The sequence below is a fragment of the Alteromonas sp. B31-7 genome (assembly GCF_015767655.1).
Lineage (GTDB): Bacteria > Pseudomonadota > Gammaproteobacteria > Enterobacterales > Alteromonadaceae > Alteromonas > Alteromonas australica.
In genome coordinates, this window is sequence record NZ_CP065233.1 from 1,655,720 (window position 1) to 1,674,669 (window position 18,950).

At 45.9% G+C, this 18,950-nt stretch carries 16 protein-coding genes; 9 read left to right on the plus strand and 7 right to left on the minus strand.

Going from position 1 to position 18,950, the window contains the following annotated elements; genetic code table 11:
- Window positions 1-12 precede the first annotated feature (12 nt).
- From IUA53_RS07040 to IUA53_RS07050, 3 genes are all read left to right on the plus strand, one after another.
- Window positions 13-2,190, plus strand: a complete 2,178-nt coding sequence (locus IUA53_RS07040) for a S9 family peptidase (protein ID WP_196898872.1) — start codon at window positions 13-15, stop codon at window positions 2,188-2,190.
- A 164-nt stretch (window positions 2,191-2,354) separates the two neighbouring features.
- Window positions 2,355-2,714, plus strand: a complete 360-nt coding sequence (locus tag IUA53_RS07045) for a phasin-related domain-containing protein (protein ID WP_044057466.1) — start codon at window positions 2,355-2,357, stop codon at window positions 2,712-2,714.
- Window positions 2,715-2,785: 71 nt separating this feature from the next.
- On the plus strand, window positions 2,786-3,511 hold the full coding sequence (locus IUA53_RS07050; RefSeq protein WP_052806675.1) for a hypothetical protein: 726 nt from the start codon (window positions 2,786-2,788) through the stop codon (window positions 3,509-3,511).
- A 23-nt stretch (window positions 3,512-3,534) separates the two neighbouring features.
- Here the strand turns inward: IUA53_RS07050 and IUA53_RS07055 are convergent, their stop codons facing one another.
- A complete protein-coding gene (locus IUA53_RS07055) occupies window positions 3,535-4,968 on the minus strand; it encodes a hypothetical protein (RefSeq protein WP_196898874.1) in 1,434 nt (477 codons plus the stop codon).
- Window positions 4,969-5,025: 57 nt separating this feature from the next.
- The gene (locus tag IUA53_RS07060; RefSeq protein WP_044447894.1) at window positions 5,026-6,483 is read right to left on the minus strand and encodes a DUF3336 domain-containing protein; all 1,458 of its coding nucleotides are present in this window, start codon (window positions 6,481-6,483) and stop codon (window positions 5,026-5,028) included.
- Window positions 6,484-6,667: 184 nt separating this feature from the next.
- Here IUA53_RS07060 and IUA53_RS07065 point away from each other — a divergent pair, with 184 nt between their 5' ends.
- Genes IUA53_RS07065 through IUA53_RS07075 form a run of 3 tightly spaced genes read left to right on the plus strand, consistent with a single transcriptional unit; the run spans window position 6,668 to window position 9,994 of the window.
- A complete protein-coding gene (locus IUA53_RS07065; RefSeq protein WP_196898876.1) occupies window positions 6,668-7,876 on the plus strand; it encodes a DUF445 domain-containing protein in 1,209 nt (402 codons plus the stop codon).
- A 1-nt stretch (window position 7,877) separates the two neighbouring features.
- Window positions 7,878-8,543, plus strand: a complete 666-nt coding sequence (locus tag IUA53_RS07070) for a TetR/AcrR family transcriptional regulator (protein WP_196898878.1) — start codon at window positions 7,878-7,880, stop codon at window positions 8,541-8,543.
- Between the two features lie 11 nt (window positions 8,544-8,554).
- Window positions 8,555-9,994, plus strand: coding sequence for a wax ester/triacylglycerol synthase domain-containing protein (locus IUA53_RS07075; RefSeq protein ID WP_196898880.1), 1,440 nt, complete (start codon window positions 8,555-8,557; stop codon window positions 9,992-9,994).
- Window positions 9,995-10,019: 25 nt separating this feature from the next.
- Here IUA53_RS07075 and IUA53_RS07080 read toward each other — a convergent pair whose 3' ends face one another.
- Window positions 10,020-10,754, minus strand: coding sequence for a DUF1439 domain-containing protein (locus IUA53_RS07080; RefSeq protein WP_231401274.1), 735 nt, complete (start codon window positions 10,752-10,754; stop codon window positions 10,020-10,022).
- Window positions 10,755-10,989: 235 nt separating this feature from the next.
- Between IUA53_RS07080 and IUA53_RS07085 the strand changes: the two genes are divergently transcribed.
- Window positions 10,990-12,615 (plus strand): GMC family oxidoreductase, encoded by a 1,626-nt coding sequence (locus IUA53_RS07085; RefSeq protein ID WP_196898882.1) that lies wholly within the window; start codon window positions 10,990-10,992, stop codon window positions 12,613-12,615.
- Window positions 12,616-12,624: 9 nt separating this feature from the next.
- Here IUA53_RS07085 and IUA53_RS07090 read toward each other — a convergent pair whose 3' ends face one another.
- Complete coding sequence (locus tag IUA53_RS07090) at window positions 12,625-13,230, minus strand: TetR/AcrR family transcriptional regulator (protein WP_044447887.1); 606 nt, start codon at window positions 13,228-13,230, stop codon at window positions 12,625-12,627.
- 137 nt (window positions 13,231-13,367) lie between these two features.
- Between IUA53_RS07090 and IUA53_RS07095 the strand changes: the two genes are divergently transcribed.
- A complete protein-coding gene (locus tag IUA53_RS07095) occupies window positions 13,368-14,207 on the plus strand; it encodes a crotonase/enoyl-CoA hydratase family protein (RefSeq protein WP_044057458.1) in 840 nt (279 codons plus the stop codon).
- A 105-nt stretch (window positions 14,208-14,312) separates the two neighbouring features.
- Window positions 14,313-16,355: an NADPH-dependent 2,4-dienoyl-CoA reductase gene (locus tag IUA53_RS07100; RefSeq protein WP_044057457.1), complete on the plus strand. Its 2,043-nt coding sequence runs from the start codon at window positions 14,313-14,315 to the stop codon at window positions 16,353-16,355.
- Window positions 16,356-16,402: 47 nt separating this feature from the next.
- Here the strand turns inward: IUA53_RS07100 and IUA53_RS07105 are convergent, their stop codons facing one another.
- The 3 genes from IUA53_RS07105 to IUA53_RS07115 form a co-directional block, all read right to left on the minus strand.
- Window positions 16,403-17,596, minus strand: a complete 1,194-nt coding sequence (locus IUA53_RS07105; RefSeq protein ID WP_196898884.1) for a retropepsin-like aspartic protease family protein — start codon at window positions 17,594-17,596, stop codon at window positions 16,403-16,405.
- A 4-nt stretch (window positions 17,597-17,600) separates the two neighbouring features.
- A complete protein-coding gene (locus IUA53_RS07110) occupies window positions 17,601-18,041 on the minus strand; it encodes an acyl-CoA thioesterase (RefSeq protein ID WP_414630847.1) in 441 nt (146 codons plus the stop codon).
- 62 nt (window positions 18,042-18,103) lie between these two features.
- The gene (locus IUA53_RS07115; RefSeq protein ID WP_044057455.1) at window positions 18,104-18,814 is read right to left on the minus strand and encodes an FFLEELY motif protein; all 711 of its coding nucleotides are present in this window, start codon (window positions 18,812-18,814) and stop codon (window positions 18,104-18,106) included.
- Window positions 18,815-18,950 lie beyond the last annotated feature (136 nt).

Genomic DNA, 18,950 nt, shown 5'->3' on the forward strand with positions numbered 1-18,950 from the left:
AGGGAAATATGAATGAAAGTAATAGTAATCGCCTTGTTAAGTAGCATGATTATCATGGGGTGTAGCGAGCCCAACCAGCAACAATCCGAGTCATTAGCAGAAGATACAATGAAATTGAATTTAGAAACACCCGCCCCACAGGCCAAGAAAGTTCCACACCCACTAACCGCTCACGGAATAACACGTACAGACAACTATTACTGGATGCGCGACGATGAGCGAAAAAACAGCGAAGTTTTGGCGCATCTCGAGAAAGAAAACGCGTATTTAGAAAATGTACTGGCGCCTTTGGCCGATACGCGAGAGTCATTATATGAAGAACTGGTTTCTCGAGTACCTAAAGACGATTCTACCGTGCCGGTTCTGGATAATGGGTATTGGTATTACACGCAATATTCTGGCGACAACGAGTACCCTATTTTTATAAGAAAGCCGACGTTAGACGCAGAAGATGAAACGTTACTGGATGTAAACGAATTGGCAAAAGGCCATGATTACTTCTCAGTGGGTACTGTGGCTGTGAGTCGCAATAATGCTATTTTGGCCTACTCAGAAGATACCGTAAGCCGTCGTTTATACACAATCAAATTGCGTAATATTGACACCGGCGAATATTACTCAGACACCATTAGCGAGACGTCAGGCGGCATTGTCTGGGCAAACGATAACACCCATTTTTTCTATGTAAAAAAAGACCCTCAAACCTTGCTAGGTTATCAAGTCTATCGGCATAAAATTGGCACGACCCAAGCCGACGATGTATTAGTGTATGAAGAAGATGATGACACCTTTTATACCTATTTAGGTAAGAGTAAAGATGATGACGTTATCTATGTGTTTCATAGCAATACCGATATGACAGGGACGACGCTGATCGACGCCAATGCCCCGACGAAACCCACAAGGATATTTTTACCCATAGAGCATGGGGTTGAGTACGATATTGCGAAATCAGGTGACAGCTATTTCGTGCTAACGAATAAAGACGCACAAAACTTTAAGGTAATGCGCGCACCGGCCTCAGCCACTGACGACGTAAGTCAATGGGAAGAAGTGGTGGCTCATAACCCCGACGTCTTTATCCAAGACATGGAGGTAGTGGGCGACTTTTTGGTGCTTAAAGAAAAGGAAAACGGTGAACAACGCTTAGTGGCGCACAATTTAAACACCAATGTAGTAAAAACTATACCGATGGAAGACCCTATTTTTGGGGTTTACTTCACAGGAAATACGCAAACAAACACAGACACCCTCCGCATTTATTACAGCTCATTAACGACGCCGCCGAGTACTTTAGATATTAACTTAGTGACGTTAGACACAAAGGTGATGAAGCAAAATAAGGTGTCTGAAGACTTTGATGCCAGTCAGTATCGTTCCGAGCGAGTAATGATACTTGCGCGTGATGGCAAAAAAGTGCCCGTATCACTGGTTTATAAGAAAAGTACCTTTGCTAAAGATGGCACTAATCCGCTGTATCAATATGCCTATGGTTCCTACGGTTCAACGGTAGAGCCCACATTTTCAACCTCTTGGGTGTCTTTATTAGACAGAGGGTTTGTTGTGGCTATTGCCCATGTTCGTGGCGGGCAAATGCTAGGGAGAGCGTGGTATGAAGATGGCAAAATGCACGCTAAGACAAATACGTTCACCGACTTTATAGATGTTAGCAAAGGGTTGGTGGCAATGAATTATGCGGATGGAGACAATGTCTTCGCGATGGGAGGCAGTGCTGGCGGTCTGCTGATGGGCGCTATCGTGAATATGGCACCCGAGCTATACAAAGGGGTAAGCGCACATGTTCCCTTTGTGGATGTAGTGACTACCATGAGCGATGCATCTATTCCACTGACTACCGGCGAATACACAGAGTGGGGCAACCCTGCTAATAAAGACGAATTTGATTATATGCTGTCTTATTCGCCCTACGATCAAGTGAAAGCTCAGGCTTACCCCAATATGCTTGTTACCACAGGTTTGCACGACTCACAGGTACAATACTTTGAGCCCATGAAATGGGTTGCTAAGTTAAGAGAGCTAAAAACTGACGATAATTTATTGTTGTTTCAAACCGACATGGAGGCCGGTCACGGTGGTGCATCAGGGCGCTTTAAGCGTTACGAGTCGAAAGCGTTAGAGTATGCATTTGTATTGTATTTAGCGGGTAAGCTCGAGAAAAAGATGAACTAACAAAATCTGAACATACGCGCCCGTTCGGGCGTTGTTTCAGGGCGTAAAGGGTAATTAAAAAAGGCACATTGTGTCTTTTTTTGTTTTTAGTATGCGGTTTCTAATTGTAATCAATATAGTGAGTAGGTATTCAAGAAGTAATTGCACACCCATAGGAGCTGACGATGACGACTACAGACACAATAAAAGGCAAAATTAACGAAGCTGAAGACATGGCGAGAAAAATTTGGCTAGCGGGCTTAGGCGCATACGGTAAAAGTGTTGAAGAAGCACAAGGCCGTTACGAAAAGCTCAGCGAAGAAGCGTCAAAAATGTTCGACGAGCTAGTGACAAAAGGTGAAACCCTTGAAGACGATGCACGTAGTAAGTTTAAGTCGACAACTAACGACGTAGAAAACCGCGTGTCAGATGTGCGTAAAAAACTCGGCTTAGATGCAGAGCCCGCCGATCAGCGTATTGACGAGTTATCGGCAAAAATTGATGCGCTCACTGAAGCTGTAGCTAAGTTAGCAGCGAACAAATAGTCGAGCCATTTCATTAAACGAGGTAGGTGAGTGCCGCCTCGTTTTCACTCACCTCTTAGGTTGGAGGTTATATGTCTGACAAATACAAATCATCCCCATTTTTTGGCTGGTTAACGGCTGGCGCAGATTTGATCACAGCACAATTAGAGTCTGCGGCGAACACGGTAAGTCAACGCTTAGATGATACCCACGAAGCATTTGAAAGCATGCAAGTTAAAGGGAAACAAGTTGAAACTGAATTAAAACAAACTTGGCATCCTGCTACTGTGATAGACAGTGCTCAGCAACTGGTGTCAACGTTACCTGTAGTATCAATGCTATTTGGTAATAAGCGTCAGACAAATCGCGAACTGCAACTTGATGCGTTGTCGGCTAAAGTCGACTTACTGGTAGAGCAGGTGGCAATACTGGCGGCTAAACAGGCTGCTGAAAAAGCCAAAGCCGAGACGGCGAAAAGCCCACGGAAAACCAGTGCATCTAAAGCGTCTTCACCTGCTAAAACCACGGCAGGGAGCAAAAGCGCCGCGACAAAGAGCACCACTGCCAAGAGGGGAAGCACGGCAGCATCGAAAACCAGTGCCTCGAAAACCACCGCAGTGAAACGAACCGGTGCCTCAAACGCCACTAAAACCAAGGCGACTGCCAGCACAACAAGCACTCAGCCAGCCGCGAAGAAAGCCACCGCTGCTCAGGCCACCACTACCGCGTCGAGTGCAGCAGGCAAGAATGGGGCGGCGTCTGCGTCATCTGAGTCTGCAAAAGCGACGCCTAAAGCACCTACAGAAACGAACGACTAACAATAATTAGTGCCGTTAAGGCACTAGTTGTTTTTACTCCACAAGTTCTGATGCTTCTTATAGCCAAAGAAGTCGTAGGGCTCCCAGAAACTGGGTATGAGGTCATCAATCGCGTCTGGGGTAAAGTTGCTAGATAGCTGGCTCATAATTTCAGTTAGACGCTCTTTGCCGACACGCATTAATCGTTTTCGATTGGCTGGGAAGTAGAGGTTTTGCGACTTGACGATCACTTCTTGTTGGCCGCCCGTAATGTACTTTTGATTGCGCGTCACTATTTTACAAATGGGTTCAGCAGGTTTTTGCGGGTTTAACCCCACCACAATCGCGCACTCATATTGCTCTTTTTCCTGGCCGTTTTCGTTAAGGGGAATGTAGGTAATGCCGAAGCCCTGAGGAAAGTAGCCCACCAAGTTGATAAAGTCTTCAGCCAATTTTTTATTTAACGCGCCTTTTTTCGCTAGCTGTTCAATAAGAAGGTAGCCTTTTGGCAGCGACTTTCTGCTGTAGTCTGTTTTCGTTGAAAACACGATAGACGTGTAAATCTGTGGAATTTTTACAATTTCACCAAGTCCGGTTTTTGACAAAAATGCATCTTTCATTAGAGCTTGAATGAAACTACTGGCATCTTTATGGGTTTGAATAAATCTATCGCGTTCTTCACGAACGTTACCAATATACGCTGGAATGCCCAGGCCCTCAGAAACGTACTTCATTGTGAAATGGTAATTAAGCTTGAGTAGGTCTTTTCGTTGGCTTTCTTCAAGTAACCTAAATTCATCCAAATCGTTATTCTCACCTTTAAGCAAGGTAAGTGCAGCAGGGCTTTGTAAGCCAATATCTTGAAGTAGCGCAACGGTAATAAGAGGAATGCCTAATTCAACCCGCCATTTTTCACGCCAATACCGATTGCCTCTGAACCGAGAAAGAGAGTCACGGTATTTCGATAAATAGGTATGGGCTATGGTGTCTTGCTCCATTAGCCTGTCTACAAGGCGTAGGGTCAATACCGCTTTGTATAGTGGTTTAAAGCGCTGATGAATGCGCGCGAAATTGCCTTCTGCACCACGCGTTAGCAGCATGAGGGTACCCAAAAACTTTGCACTAAGTTGCTGAGTTTCCTGCCAGTTATCGCCTTCGCAAAGGGAAATAATCTTGTCGCTGACTTTCTCAAGGCGCGCTAGTCGGGCCAATCGCTCTTCTTCTAACTTACGATTGGCAGACTTTAGCTGCTTTTTTAGCTGTTCAGCCAGCGCCTCCTTTTTGGGGATATTGTCTACTTTCGCCAATTGTGCTTTTACGTCGTCAGCATGCTTTTCTAAATCTGGCGTTAAAGTAAAAAAGTGTCTCGCATCTTCAAATACAGAGCCATAGCCTACCTCTTTAGGGTAAACCATGTTTATGAGCTCTTTAACTTGCTGCGTGTACATGCTGTCGGGGCTTTGACTCTGCGCGCTCACCGTTATCCTTTATCATTGTTATAACACCGCATGGAATAGCGCGATGGGAAGCCTATTTTAACTCGCGTGGCCGAGCTCTTTTGCTTCTCTTAGTTTAAGTTGGCTTAAATAATACCTGAGATTTTCACTGATTTTGGTATTTCTTTCAATAACATCGAGTTGAGGCCAAGTCGCTTTCTCACCACTTTCTATCAATGTGGTGATACTTTCCAACGTAGGGTTAGATAATACTTGCGCTAAATTGCGCAATTGGCGCTCTGGTAAGATATTAATGTTACCAACATATTGCTGGTCAATAATAGATCTAACTTTATGTATAGCCAGTTTTGCATTCTTATTTGAGGTTAAACGCTCGATAATATCAATTGCAAAAATACTGTTTGTTTTTGCTAGTTGCCCAATATGACGGGCAGTTATGTCCCAAAGATTGGTCGCGTCTATGCGGCTTGCAGCAATAAAAGGCACGGCGAGGGGGTTGGTTTGGCTAACGATACTGTGATTGACACCATATAACCTTGCCAATCGCTCGAAGGGAAGGTCGGCCATTAACGAGCCATCAGCAAAACGACGGTTCGGTATATAGGGCAAAATGTCACCATTGGCCGCTTTTGCCTTCAACTGAACAGGGCTAAATACCACAGGCACTGCACAGGATGCGCGCACAGCCTGGGTGATAATGGCATTAGGGGAGGTTTTAGCATTTAAGAGGCGAGAATGCTGATGTAAATCGGCGGGTGAAACGGTAATTGTGATGTGGCGATGGGTTTTCTTATAAGCCTCTTCAAATGTCATTAAATCGAACAATTCTATGAGGGCATTCTCTAGCACGGTGCTATCGAATAAGCTCTGTTTGCCTAACCCTTTCCACTGTCGCCAGCTTTTAAATGCATTATAGATACTTTCAGGTCGCAAAGAGTCCAATAGCTCTTCGTGTGTGCGAGTACCTACCAGAGCCGCAATGATAGAGCCGGCACTTGCGCCGGAAATAACCGTGGGCAAAAGCTGGTGTTCGTTTAGCGATTTAACCACACCGCAGTGAAAAAAACCGAGACCAGCGCCACCCGATAACATAAGACAACTGCGGCCAAACGCGTGGGCGGTTTCTTCGAAAAACGACAGCTTTTCGTAAAAATCGACATGTCGCTCATCTGCGTTGTATATGTGCTGTAAAGCGAGGTCTACTTCTTGTATAAATTGTTCGATAAGCACTTTGGTGCCAATTTTACACCCAGTTCGCATCGCGGGATTGGCGATATTACCCAAATTGCCATGGAGCCCTTCATGCAAAATGGACATAAGCCCGTGGCTGTCGTTTTTACCCCGGGCTATTTGCAAGCGTTGTACGCGTTTTCTAATGAGTTTGTAGTCGTAATCGTTCGACGTATCGCTCGCCTTCCACTCGTTAGCCCCTGATAGTTCATCGTGAAGCAGGCTCGCTTCCTTAAACGCGGCGTAACTGGTGGCATGTTGAATGTCTTGTTCCAGCTTTTTTAGTCGTAAATCGAAAGTGATCATCTACAGCACCCTTTTTGACCCTTATCAAAAGCCTACTGGAGTAAATTAGAATTCACTACCTAGATCAAAAAAAGAGGATTTTTAACGTATTTCTCCGCTGCTTTTCGTATTAATTATTGACCAAGTCCCATGCACTCAGTAGCCTGAGTTAGAACAATAAAAACACTGGACACCATGTTGCCCTATGGAATGGAACCTAGAAACATTTAGCTTGCTTTCAATTCCCTTGATTAGTGCGTTAGTAGGCTGGCTCACTAACTACCTTGCGGTAAAAATGATGTTCTACCCCATTGAGTTTGTGGGGATTAAACCGTTTTTTGGTTGGCAAGGGTTAATTCCAGCTAAGCGCCGACAAATGGCCGAAATCGAAGTTGAACTGGTTTTAGGCAAATTACTGAGTGTTGAAGAATTAGCGCAACGACTAGACCCTGATGAATTAACCAAGGCCATAGAGCGGCGCTTGAAACAAGTCATTCGTAAAGTGGTTAACGATGTGATGGCACAGTCTGCTCCCCAGCTTTGGGCGGCGTTGCCTGTACAAGGTAAAAATCTCGTTTACCAGCGCATTGAAAACGATATTCCTCATGTGGTGCATAAACTCGTTGATGATTTCCAACACAATGTAGGCGAGATATTAGATATTAAAGAGTTGGTGGTTGAACAACTGGTGAATTCTCCTTCGCTTATTAATGAAATTTTTCTCACCGCGGGAAGCAAAGAATTCCCTTTCATTGTGCGTTCTGGTTTTTATTTCGGTTTTCTATTTGGTTTGCCCACTATGTTTCTTTGGTATGTTTTTCAAGCGTGGTGGATTTTACCGTTAGGCGGTTTACTGGTAGGGTACGCTACCAATTGGATTGCGATAAAAATCATTTTTGAGCCAAAGAGACCTCGTAAAATAGGGCCTTTCACGTTTCAGGGTATGTTTTTAAAGCGTCAGAAAGAAGTGTCTGAAGTGTATGCATCCATTATCGAGCAAAAACTCATTACCCCACAAAATATCACTCACGTCATTTTACATGGTTCAGGTTCAGCACAACTGCTTGAGCTTATTGAACTGCATGTAAACGATGCGATAGAGCGCTATGTAGCCATCGCTCAACCCTACTTTGCCATTGGCGTAGGTTCAGAAAACTACCATCAAATGAAAGCATTGGCTGTTAAGCAAATATTTGAAAACTCAGATAAGTACCTCTTATATGCATACGACTATGCCAACGGGGCGCTGAATGTGGGTGAAGATTTATGTTCGCGAATGCAGTCACTTTCTGCGACTGAATTTGAAGGTGTATTGCGACCGGCCTACCAACAGGATGAATGGAAACTCATCCTCACCGGCGCGGTGCTGGGCATGCTAGCGGGGTTTGCCCAGCTTTATTTGGTGTTCATGTAAAATGAAAACACGGGAACGTATTCTGTTAACCGCACTAACCCTGTTTAATAAACACGGTGAAAACGCGGTCACCAGCGTAGATATTGCCCTTGAGCTAGATATAAGCCCAGGAAATCTATACTACCATTTTAAAGGGAAAGAGAGCATGGTAGTGGCACTAATGCGTATGCACGAAAAACATATCCAGCGAGTGCTAGTGGCAGATAAACTCGACGCATTGAATGCTGAAGATGTGATGTACTATTTTTATTTATTAATAGACAGCTTACACGTCTTTCGGTTTTTCTATCGCAGCCCGGCTGATTTAGCAGAAAAGTATCCGTCTATTGCGAGACAACGCACCGCTATTTTACGTAGCATTCAAAGGCAACTAACGTTGCTTTTCACGCAATTAGAAAAGCGAGCGTTATTTAGTGCCTCGGCCACTGATCGTGCACTGCTGGTTGAATTGCTCAGTTTAGTTATTTTTCAATCTTGTCAATTTGATGAACTCAACAGCCACATGGATGAAACATCTCAGCGATATCATGCACTGTCGCTTATCATGGTGAGCCTATTGCCTAGGCTTGCGATATCTGATCAACAAAGGGACATTATCCGTCAAGCCCTCGACTCACATGCATATACCAACATGTCGCAGGTAAAAACAAACGAACTTTTCGAGTAAAGGGATTACACATGGGGAAAACATTAAGCTTTCTGGATAAATCTTTTTGGATTACGGAGTCTGATGCAAACCCAAAGCATGTTGCTTGCTTACAATTGTTAGCCATGCCTGAACATGCCGACAAGGACCACTATGTACCGGCCTTATTCGATGAAATAAAAGGGTTTGCGCGGGGCACATCGCCGTTTAACTGCTACGTTAAAACGGTGCTTGGCTATCCCATTGCCTTAGTGCCGGTAAAAAAGCTCGACATGAATTATCACGTTCAGCTGCATCGCATTGATGACGTTAACGACCGAGAAGCGCTGGATGGGTTTATTGCTAAACTTCATGGTTCACGGCTGGACCCAGATAAGCCGCTTTGGCAATATCATTTTATTTACGATGGCAAATCTGCAACCTTTGCTATTTATGCCCGAGTCCACCATATGTACGGAGATGGCGCAACGTTAGTGCGCTGGTTCCAATCGGGCTATGTTTCTCGCCCCAATGGCAGCACATTTACGCCAGTATGGGCGCTTAAACGGCTAAGGCATAAGCGGCGTGAAACGCAAAGTGGATACAAACGCTTGATTGCCGTCGGCCACGCACTTAAAACCAGTTTGGATTTAGCCGTTATCTTTTTACGCATTTTTATGAAAGTGCTGCGGGTTAATCCCCATTACATGCCAATCCCCTTCACGGGCACGAAAACCATTCTTACCGGTCAAGTCGAACCCGGCAGGGCAGTGGCCACCATGGATTTGGACTTTAAGCGAATTAAACAGCTTGCACGGCGAACACGGTCTACGGCAAATGAAGTCTTACTGTGTGCGTTTGATATTGGCGTGCATCGCTTATTGCAAGATCACGGGCAAACCTTTCCCAAAGCCTTGTTTTCCAACATGCCGATTAATTTGCGCAAACCTGGAGAAAAAACCACGGGCAATAAAATTGCTATTGTGCCTGTCCAGTTAGCGCACGGCGAGCAAGACCCTTACCTTCGTTTACGGCAAATCATCATCAATCACCGAATTGTAAAACATGCGGCGCAACATGCGCGCCCCGCTGCTTTTAGTGGGTACACCATTGCCATTCAGTCATTAGCCTTGGTATTTGAATGGTTGCGGATATCTAATTGGGTGAAGCCCATTGCGAATATATTGGTCTCGAATGTGCCTGGGCCAAAAGACAGGCGCTATCTAAAAGACAGTGAGCTATTGGCCTGTTACCCCATATCAACCATGACACCTGGTGGCGGCGTGAATATTACCCTGATGACGTATTCAGGCACCGCGAATATTGGCATGGTGTGCTGCAATAAGAACGTAAAGTCTTTACAGGTTTTATCACGTTATGTCACGGAAGCGTTTGACATGCTAGAGGCCAGTGTCGACAACCCAAGGCTGAAAATTGAGGACGTGGGCGAACATATCCATACCATGCCGGTGTCCATTGTAAGTGAGCACTAGCGTTGATTTAGCGTGCAAGTGGTGATTAAAAGTAAAAGCGTAAGCGGTTGTCTTCAATACCTACTCGTTCACCGTAGCGGGAAAATAGCGCTTCTCGCCAAACGTCTTGCCTTAATTGAAAATGGGTAGGTTGCTTGGCAATTTCTTTTAGCACCGCCGCCCGTATTTGAGGGGTGTGATAATCCAATATAGTTTGTTTGGAACCGGCCAAAAAGAGGGTTAAGTAATTTTGTACTTTTGCTGAGGTGCCTGCTGTCACAAGGCTAAGTGCGCTTTGAACGGTTTTGCCTAAAAGAGTATTGAGGTTGCCAGGAAGAAAAGCAGACAGCAGTGATTGGGTGTCGCCAATAAGCGCGTAATCATCATTTATCAAGGTAATATGGTCGAAGGTAATTGCCTGAAGGCACACCGACTTTGTACCTTTGTCATAAAATGGTGTGGCGCCTAATACCACAATAAAATGAGCGCGGTAAAGCGTAGTGCCGGCCGATTCAATCACAATGCTGGCAAGAAACTGGGCATTGATGGTTTGGTGTGATTCATCTAAATTCACCGCGCCTTCTAGCAAGGATACCTTGGCAATGCCTACGGGAATATCAAAGTTAAACCCGTGGGGAAGTGACGTATTCAGGCTTGATTCTAGCTCTTCTTTGGTGAAGTCATCGTGTTTCAATTTACCAAGCTTAATCAGTAAGCGGGCAAATAGGTATTTGCAACGAGCCTTAAAAGTTAGCGACATAGGCGTAGTAGAGAAAGTCATGAGCAGCGTAGAGTGAATTTATACTCGCATAAATTCATCAATATTTCACAGTCAGCATTCAATTAATGCCGTTAGGCTGGGCTATATTTACCTAGTGATTCGTCAATAGTTGGAAATCATCACAACGATGTGGTCTTACCAGGGTAATTTGTATACATTATTAGCGCTACTGTGATGCGATGAATGTACACGATTGAATTCAATGTCGTCACGGGACGAATTATTGGAGAGAGCCATGAGCGATAGCAATACACAATTTGATTATATTATTGTCGGCGCCGGGTCGGCTGGTGGCGTGATGGCCGCGCGTCTCTCGGAAGATCCCGCTTTGCGTGTATTGCTTATTGAAGCAGGAAGTAAAGATAGCAACCCTTTTATTCATATTCCCTTCGGTTTGTCTATTCTTAGCCGGTTTGAGGGGATAGGTTGGGGTTATCACACGACAGTGCAGGGTGAACTGCACGATCGCGAATTGTTTTGGCCTAGAGGGAAAACACTGGGTGGCAGTAGTTCGGTCAATGCCATGTGTTACATTCGGGGTCAAAAAGAGGACTACGACCGCTGGGCGCAAGAAGGGGCAGAAGGTTGGGGCTTTGATGAGGTCTTACCCTACTTCAAACGTTCGGAAAACTATTATCAAGGTGAAGATGACTATCACGGTGTAGGGGGGCCTTTACATGTTTCCCCCCTTACAGATACCAGTCGCTTATCCGATGCATTTTTAGCGGCAGCACCGGCGGCCGACTTAGCCGTGCTAGATGATTTTAATCGGGATGTGCGAGAGGGTCTGGGGTACTACCATGTCACCCAAGTTAATGGTCAACGCTGTTCTACCGCCAAAGGCTATCTATCTCAGGCTAAACACAGAGGCAACTTAGTCATACTGACGAAAGTTGCGGTAGAAAAAGTACTTATAAAAAATAAGTGCGCCATAGGCGTGCAGGCCAGAGAAAAAGGAAACGTTAAGCGGTATGCTGCTCGCCAAGAAGTGATTTTGTGCGGTGGTGCAATAAACTCGCCACACCTGCTTATGCTGTCTGGCGTGGGGCCACGCAGACAGCTTGAAAATATGGGTATTTACGTTCATCAAGACTTACCCGGCGTGGGTGAAAATCTTCAAGACCATCTGGATGCTATTGTTCAAAATACCTGTAAAGCCAAAGAAGGCTATGCAGTGGCTGCAGGTATGTTCCCGAAATACGCCAAAGCAAGTGTGGAATACTTGTTTAAACGAAAGGGGATTTTTTCGTCCAATATTGCCGAAGCAGGCGGTTTCGTGCGTTCGTCCATTGCCGATGACTATCCGGATATTCAATTTCACTTTTTACCAGCCATCTTAGAAGATCACGGTCGGCAACTGGCTTTCGGGTATGGCTATGGCGTTCATGTATGCTGTTTGTACCCAAAAAGTCGCGGTACAATCCGTTTACAGAGTAATCATCCCGCCGATCATCCACTTATCGACCCCAAATACCTGACTCATCCAGATGATATTAAAGTGATGATTGACGGCATTAAGCTCGCGCGAACCCTATTAGCCGCGCCCAGCTTTGCTCCCTTTGAAGGGAAAGAGCGTCACCCAGGTGAAGACGCGCAGACCGATGAAGATTTAACCGCTTTTTTACGGGAGCGAGCCGAAACCATTTATCATCCCATCGGCACCTGTAAAATGGGAAAAGAAAGCGACCCTATGGCGGTGGTAAACAACAAACTGAAAGTACTTGGTATTGAAAACCTGCGAGTGGTGGATGCGTCGGTTATGCCAAGCTTAGTGGGTGGCAACACTAATGCGCCCACGATTATGATTGCCGAGCGCGCAGTAGATTTTATTAAAGCCGAGTTGCATCAGGCGGCGTTATGATTGCCAACATCATGAAGACACCTGCATAAATAAATCCGCTGCACAATCGCACATTTCTTCAATATGACTGCTGTCAGCGTATATACCGTCAATGAGCAATCGTGCAATCCCATGTAACGTACCCCAAGTAACCTGCGCTAGTCTCAGCGCATCCTGGTTGTTCGGAAGCAGCCCTTTGTCTTGCCAATAGCGCGTCATGGTTACCTGAAACTGAAAACACGGAAACGCCACTTCTTTAAGGTCGCTTGTCGCAGCTTGGTTCTGCCAAATGGTGCGACCGAACATGAGTTCATACATTTCGGGGTTGTCGGCGGCGTAGCCGATGTATTCGTGAACAAACTCACGAAAACGCGCTTGCGGTGTTTTGTCTTCTTGCTCAAATATACGCTTGGCCGTTGAATGCCAGTCGCTAAACCCTTTTGCCGCGATGGCGCTTAGCAAGGCGCTTTTATCTTTAAAATGATGATAGGGCGCAGTTCGCGAGACTCCGGCGTCTTCTGCCAGTTTTCTAAGAGATAAACTATCAACGCCGTGCTCAGACAAACGCGCGCTAGCTGCTTCAATCAGCGCGCTGCGTAAGTCACCGTGATGATAGCTTTGTACTGCATTAGCCATATATCAAATGTGTCCGTTTTCAAATTAAGCCGAATAGATAGCGTTTTATCTTGACACTGTCAACATAGCCTTTTATCTTGACGCTGTCTAGTTTGCAAATTTGTTAACAGGAACAGCCCAAGGAGACAGCGCAAACCATGAAGTACTCTACATTAGAAGTAAAACAAGAGGGTCATATTGCCCACGTAGTACTTAACCGCCCTGATGCAATGAACAGTATGATCCCAGAATTTTGGACAGAACTGCCGGCGGCCATTCGTGAAATAGATGACGAAGCTAAAGCTCGCGTCATTGTTATTTCATCTACAGGTAAGCATTTCTCTGCCGGTATGGATTTATCTGTGTTCTTGAACATGAAAGAAGACTTTAAGGGCGACCCGTCGCGCAGGGCTGAACGCATGCGCCGCATGGTGATGCTGCTGCAAGACAGCTTTACTGCCATTGAGCAAGCACGGGTGCCGGTTATAGGTGCCGTTCAAGGTGGAGCCATCGGTGGCGCGGTAGACCTACTAAGTGCATGCGACATGCGCTACTGCACCCAAGATGCTTTCTTTACTATAAAAGAAACCCAATTAGGCATGACGGCCGATGTGGGTACCCTTCAACGATTGCCTAAGCTTATTCCTATTGGTGTTGTGAAAGAGCTGGCTTACACCGGGCGCAACTTTGGTGCCGCAGAAGCGCAGCAGCTCGGCTTTGTGAATCAAGTATTTGACGACCAAGCTTCAATGCTAGAAGCGGTAATGAAAATAGCCCAGCAGATTGCAATGAATTCGCCGCTAGCGGTATCAGGCACCAAGACGATGATTAACTACGCGGTAGAACACACGGTAGCAGAAAGCTTAACCTATATGGCTACGTGGCAAGCGGGTATGTTCCAAATGGAAGACGTGTTCAAAGCCATGGAAGCACAGAAAACAAAAACACTGCCGGAGTATCCGCCGCTGCACCCAGCGATTAAAAAAATGAATTCGTAAGTTTATGTATGAGCGCGTTTTTAAACAAAGCGCGCATTATAAAAAAATAGTTAACAGGCATTTTAACGGCTTTTATCAAGCCGAAACGACTTTCAGGAATGTATCATGAATCAGACCGTTACCGATCATCCCGTTTACCCCCATCTATTTCGCCCGCTAGACTTAGGCTTTACTACGCTTAAAAACCGTGTGCTTATGGGCTCTATGCACACGGGCTTAGAAGAGTTGCCTGACGGCCATAAACGTATGGCGGCTTTCTATGGCGAACGCGCCAGAGGCGGCGTTGGGCTTATTGTAACAGGGGGCATTGGCCCCAACGAAGAAGGGGCAACGCATCCTTCCACTTTTCGTTTAGACACCGATGAAGCGGTGAACAATCACAAAGAAGTGACAGACGCCGTTCATATCGCGGGTGGCAAAATTTGTATGCAAATTTTGCATACAGGGCGCTATGCGTATAGCCCTAAACTTGTTGCACCTTCTGCGGTACAAGCGCCGATTAACCCGTTTAAGCCAAAAGCACTTGAAGCTGAAGAGATTGAAAAGCAAATACAAGATTTCATTACTGCAGCGACCCAAGCTCAGCGCGCCGGGTACGATGGCGTTGAAATCATGGGGTCTGAAGGCTATTTCTTAAACCAATTTATTGCAAAACGCACTAACCATCGTGACGACGAGTGGGGTGGCGAGTACGAAAACCGCATCCGCTTGCCTATTGAAGTAGTCCGCCGCGTGCGCGAGGCCGTAGGTAAGCACTTCATCATTATTTACCGCCTGTCGATGCTTGACCTTGTTGAAGGTGGTTCAACGTACGATGAAGTGGTGCAGCTGGGCAAAGAGATTGAGAAAGCCGGTGCAACTATCATTAATACCGGTATCGGCTGGCACGAAGCGCGTATTCCAACCATTGCCACCAAGGTTCCGCGCGCAGCGTTCACTTGGGTAACCGCGAAATTTCGCGAAGCGCTTTCAATTCCTGTTATTACGTCTAACCGTATCAACACGCCTGACGTAGCGGAAGAAGTGCTATCTCGCGGTGATGCAGATATGGTGTCGATGGCGCGTCCATTCTTGGCCGACCCCGACTTTGTGCGTAAAGCGCAGCAAAATAAAGCCGATGAAATTAATACGTGTATAGGCTGTAACCAAGCCTGTCTTGATCACGTATTTAACGGCAAAATGACCAGCTGTTTGGTCAACCCTCGTGCCTGTCACGAGTTGGAAATTAACGTAAAACCTGCTGAGACTAAAAAGCGTGTTGCAGTGGTTGGCGCAGGCCCAGCGGGATTAGCTGCAGCCGTGACGTCTGCCCAGCGCGGTCACGACGTTGTAATTTACGATGCGTCTAGCGAAATTGGTGGCCAATTTAATATTGCTAAACAAATCCCTGGCAAAGAAGAGTTTTACGAAACGTTGCGTTATTTCAAACGCCAGATTGAGCTTCATAAAAATATTACGGTTAAACTGAATACTTATGTTGATGCCGCTCAATTAAATGACGAAGGCTTTGATGAAGTTATGGTAGCCACAGGTATTAAGCCTAGAACCCCTGCCATTGAAGGTATTGAGCACGAGAAAGTACTGACCTACATCGACGTGTTGAAAGAGAAAAAGCCTGTTGGTAATAAAGTGGCCATTATCGGTGCTGGCGGTATTGGATTTGATACCGCGGAATACCTGTCTCATGGCAAGGAAACACCAAGCCAAGACATACCTGCATTCATGAAAGAGTGGGGTATTGATATGACCTTCTCGGCCCGCGCGGGTATTGAAGGCGTTAAGCCGCAGCCTGAACCATCGCCAAGAGAGATTTTCTTACTGCAACGCAAGACCACAAAAGTGGGCGCAGGTTTAGGAAAAACCACAGGGTGGGCGCACCGGGTAGGCTTGCTGGCCAAAGGGGTGACTATGATCCCAGGTGTTAGCTACGATAAAATTGACGATGAAGGTCTACATATTACGGTAGACGGCAATAGCCAAGTATTGCCGGTAGACAATATCATTATTTGTGCAGGCCAAGAGCCAATGCGTGACATCGTCGAAGGTTTGAACATGCCATATCACCTTATTGGTGGTGCCGATGAAGCATTGGAGCTAGATGCGAAACGCGCCATTGACCAAGGTACACGGGTGTGTGCGGCAGTGTAGCGCACTTTCATCGTTATTCGATGTTTCGATACTGCTTCAAAAGCCCCTTAATCTGCATTAAGGGGCTTTTTTCTTTCCTGCAACAGTAGCTGATTTTCCTGCGGCAGAATAGAAAAGTCGAATTTGCCCAATATATTCATGCCAAGTAGCCCATCAGACTCAGGTAAAGCGTCTTCGGGTAAAACGATGGCTGATATGTTGCTGATTTCATAACCGGCGAATTTAAAAAGAGGGATTTTTACGAGTGCCGCTTCTATGCTGCCAGACGCAGTATATACTTGAAAATTTCCCACAAATGGTAAGGTACTGTAGCCTCCCATTCGCCTAAATAATGAATAGGAGATAGCTGAAATAGTGGCACCTGTATCCAATATCATGTCGGCATCTTCATCAAGTGTAATAGCATCTACGCGATATTGATCGCCATACCTTCGTAACGGCACGTACACTTCTCTAACGTACCCCTCAGCGGTTATGGCACTCTCGCTATTTTCTCTAAGGCTAGAGGGATTAGCGGGGTTGTCGACGATGGAAGACGCTTCTTCTTGGTATGCAACCCCCCGAATGGCTTGTGCTTTACTATGGTTAAAGGGCAGCGCCGCCAATACATCTTCCATTAACGTCAATTTTTGCTGATGGGCGTAAGCTTCAGCAAGGTTAAGAATATAGGCGTGCTCGTCGGGTACACGCTGGTATAACGCTTCGTTAAGTTGCGCCACCAACTCCCATTGCTGTGCTTGGCGTAGCTGACGCTGCGCTTGTTGATAAAGGGTGGATATTTCAGCGTTAACATTATTTCGCGCTGAAGTTGAAAGGGATGAATCGGCTAAGTCGTAATAATGAATAAGTGCAGTAGAAAGTGGTTGAGTTAACTTAATCAATTCGGCTTCAATGAGCAGTAAAGCTTCATTGTTAGGCGCATCTTTAAGGTAACTATTGAGTTGTTCCGCTAATTTGTCATAGTGGCCCGCCTCCAGCATTTTGCGCAGATCTCGTACTGCATTCGCTATATTTTGGTCTGAATAGGGGACATCGCCGTTATAACGTGCGCCTTGAGTGGCAGAATGACCGCCATTCGGCTGTAACACTCCCGAGCTATCTCCGGTTAACCTTTGTTGATAAGCGCTTTCATGGTTGATGGCATTTTGATTCACTTTTTCAAGGCGAAGCCATAAGTAGCCATTAATACCGATGGAAGCCACTAACAAGCCAAGAAGAAAATACACTAACACACGGTTCATCAGATCACCTCGTGGTGGCTTGCGGAAAAACACACGCACTACCGTAAATCTCGGTAAAGCGCGAAGGCATTCGTTTAGGAGCGCCGGTATCAAGGCTAACGCACACAAAGGTGGTAATAGCATCAAAAACAGGTTTATTGCGCTTGGGGCATATGAACTGAAACTGGCGTTTTAGTGTGAGCTTGAAGTCGCAAAATACAATCCATGTAGCGCACGCAAGCGTGTCACCTAAATGGGTGGGAAGATGATAGTTGAGCTCATGGCGCTTAATCACCATGCCCCGGTTTAGTGACTGATAATCGGCAAATTGTAAGCCAAGCGCGTTCGAATGCGCCCAGGCCAGGCTTTCTAATTGCGACAAATACGCCACATTATTTACGTGCTGGTAGTGGTCAATATGGGTTTCATCAATTTGCCACTGCTGAACAAATGGCTGTGGGTACATCCACGATATCACAGGCTCGCTCAATGTTTTTCCTCAACTTATTTCATTGCTTAGAATCGATTTCACACTACTGGCAGCGGGTTTTGCTCGGGTAACTTTACGGTATCGTCGAGCAAGGTCTGCATAAGCGCCTTCTCTCGCATAAGAACCGGCTGGATGAAGCTTTGAACATCGCCAATGGCTTTAAAGGCATTAAATCCACGTTCTAAAAATTCGTGCAGCGCGAGTAGGCCAGCCAGTTTGGCAGGGCGACGAGACAATGAAATTAACATACCTATACCGCGAATTTTGATGACATCCGCCAGTTGGTCACCTAAATGAGAAATAATCGCTATTTGATGTGCTCTGTCTTCTGCTCTACCAATATGTCGGTAGGCTTGCGCGTAGCTATCACGATGAATGGGTTCGCCGGGGTAGTTCGCATCCATGTATTGCGCCATAGCCATGTCTAAATCGAATGAGAGGGCGTTAAGAGAAAGGGCATCGTCCATCGCATTCATGGCTTTATCGGGGAGAACTTTGGCGAGTTTTGGTATTACGCGTACCAAATCAGCGTCCCTTTGGCTGAAATCTTTCGGCCCATAAAGTTCTTCAACAAAAAATGCCATGGCCTTTTGATAGCGTTTTTGCTGCGCTAAATCGTCATGAGAAACAAGTAGGCGCTGGCACTGCCAGTCTTGTAGTTGATGAATTAGCGGCATGATATTAAGTTGGTTCGCCATGTCGCGAAGCGCATTGACGCGATGAATATGTTTAACAATCTCTTGTGCCAATAGAAAGACTCCATCACTGTGGTTTCTGGATTGCAGAGTCGATAGAGTGACCCAACCCTGCTTAGCTTTCAAGTGAGAAGTGGCTGTTTTACTGATATAATACCGGCTTTATTACCGCGCCTGCCCGCGTGTTTAA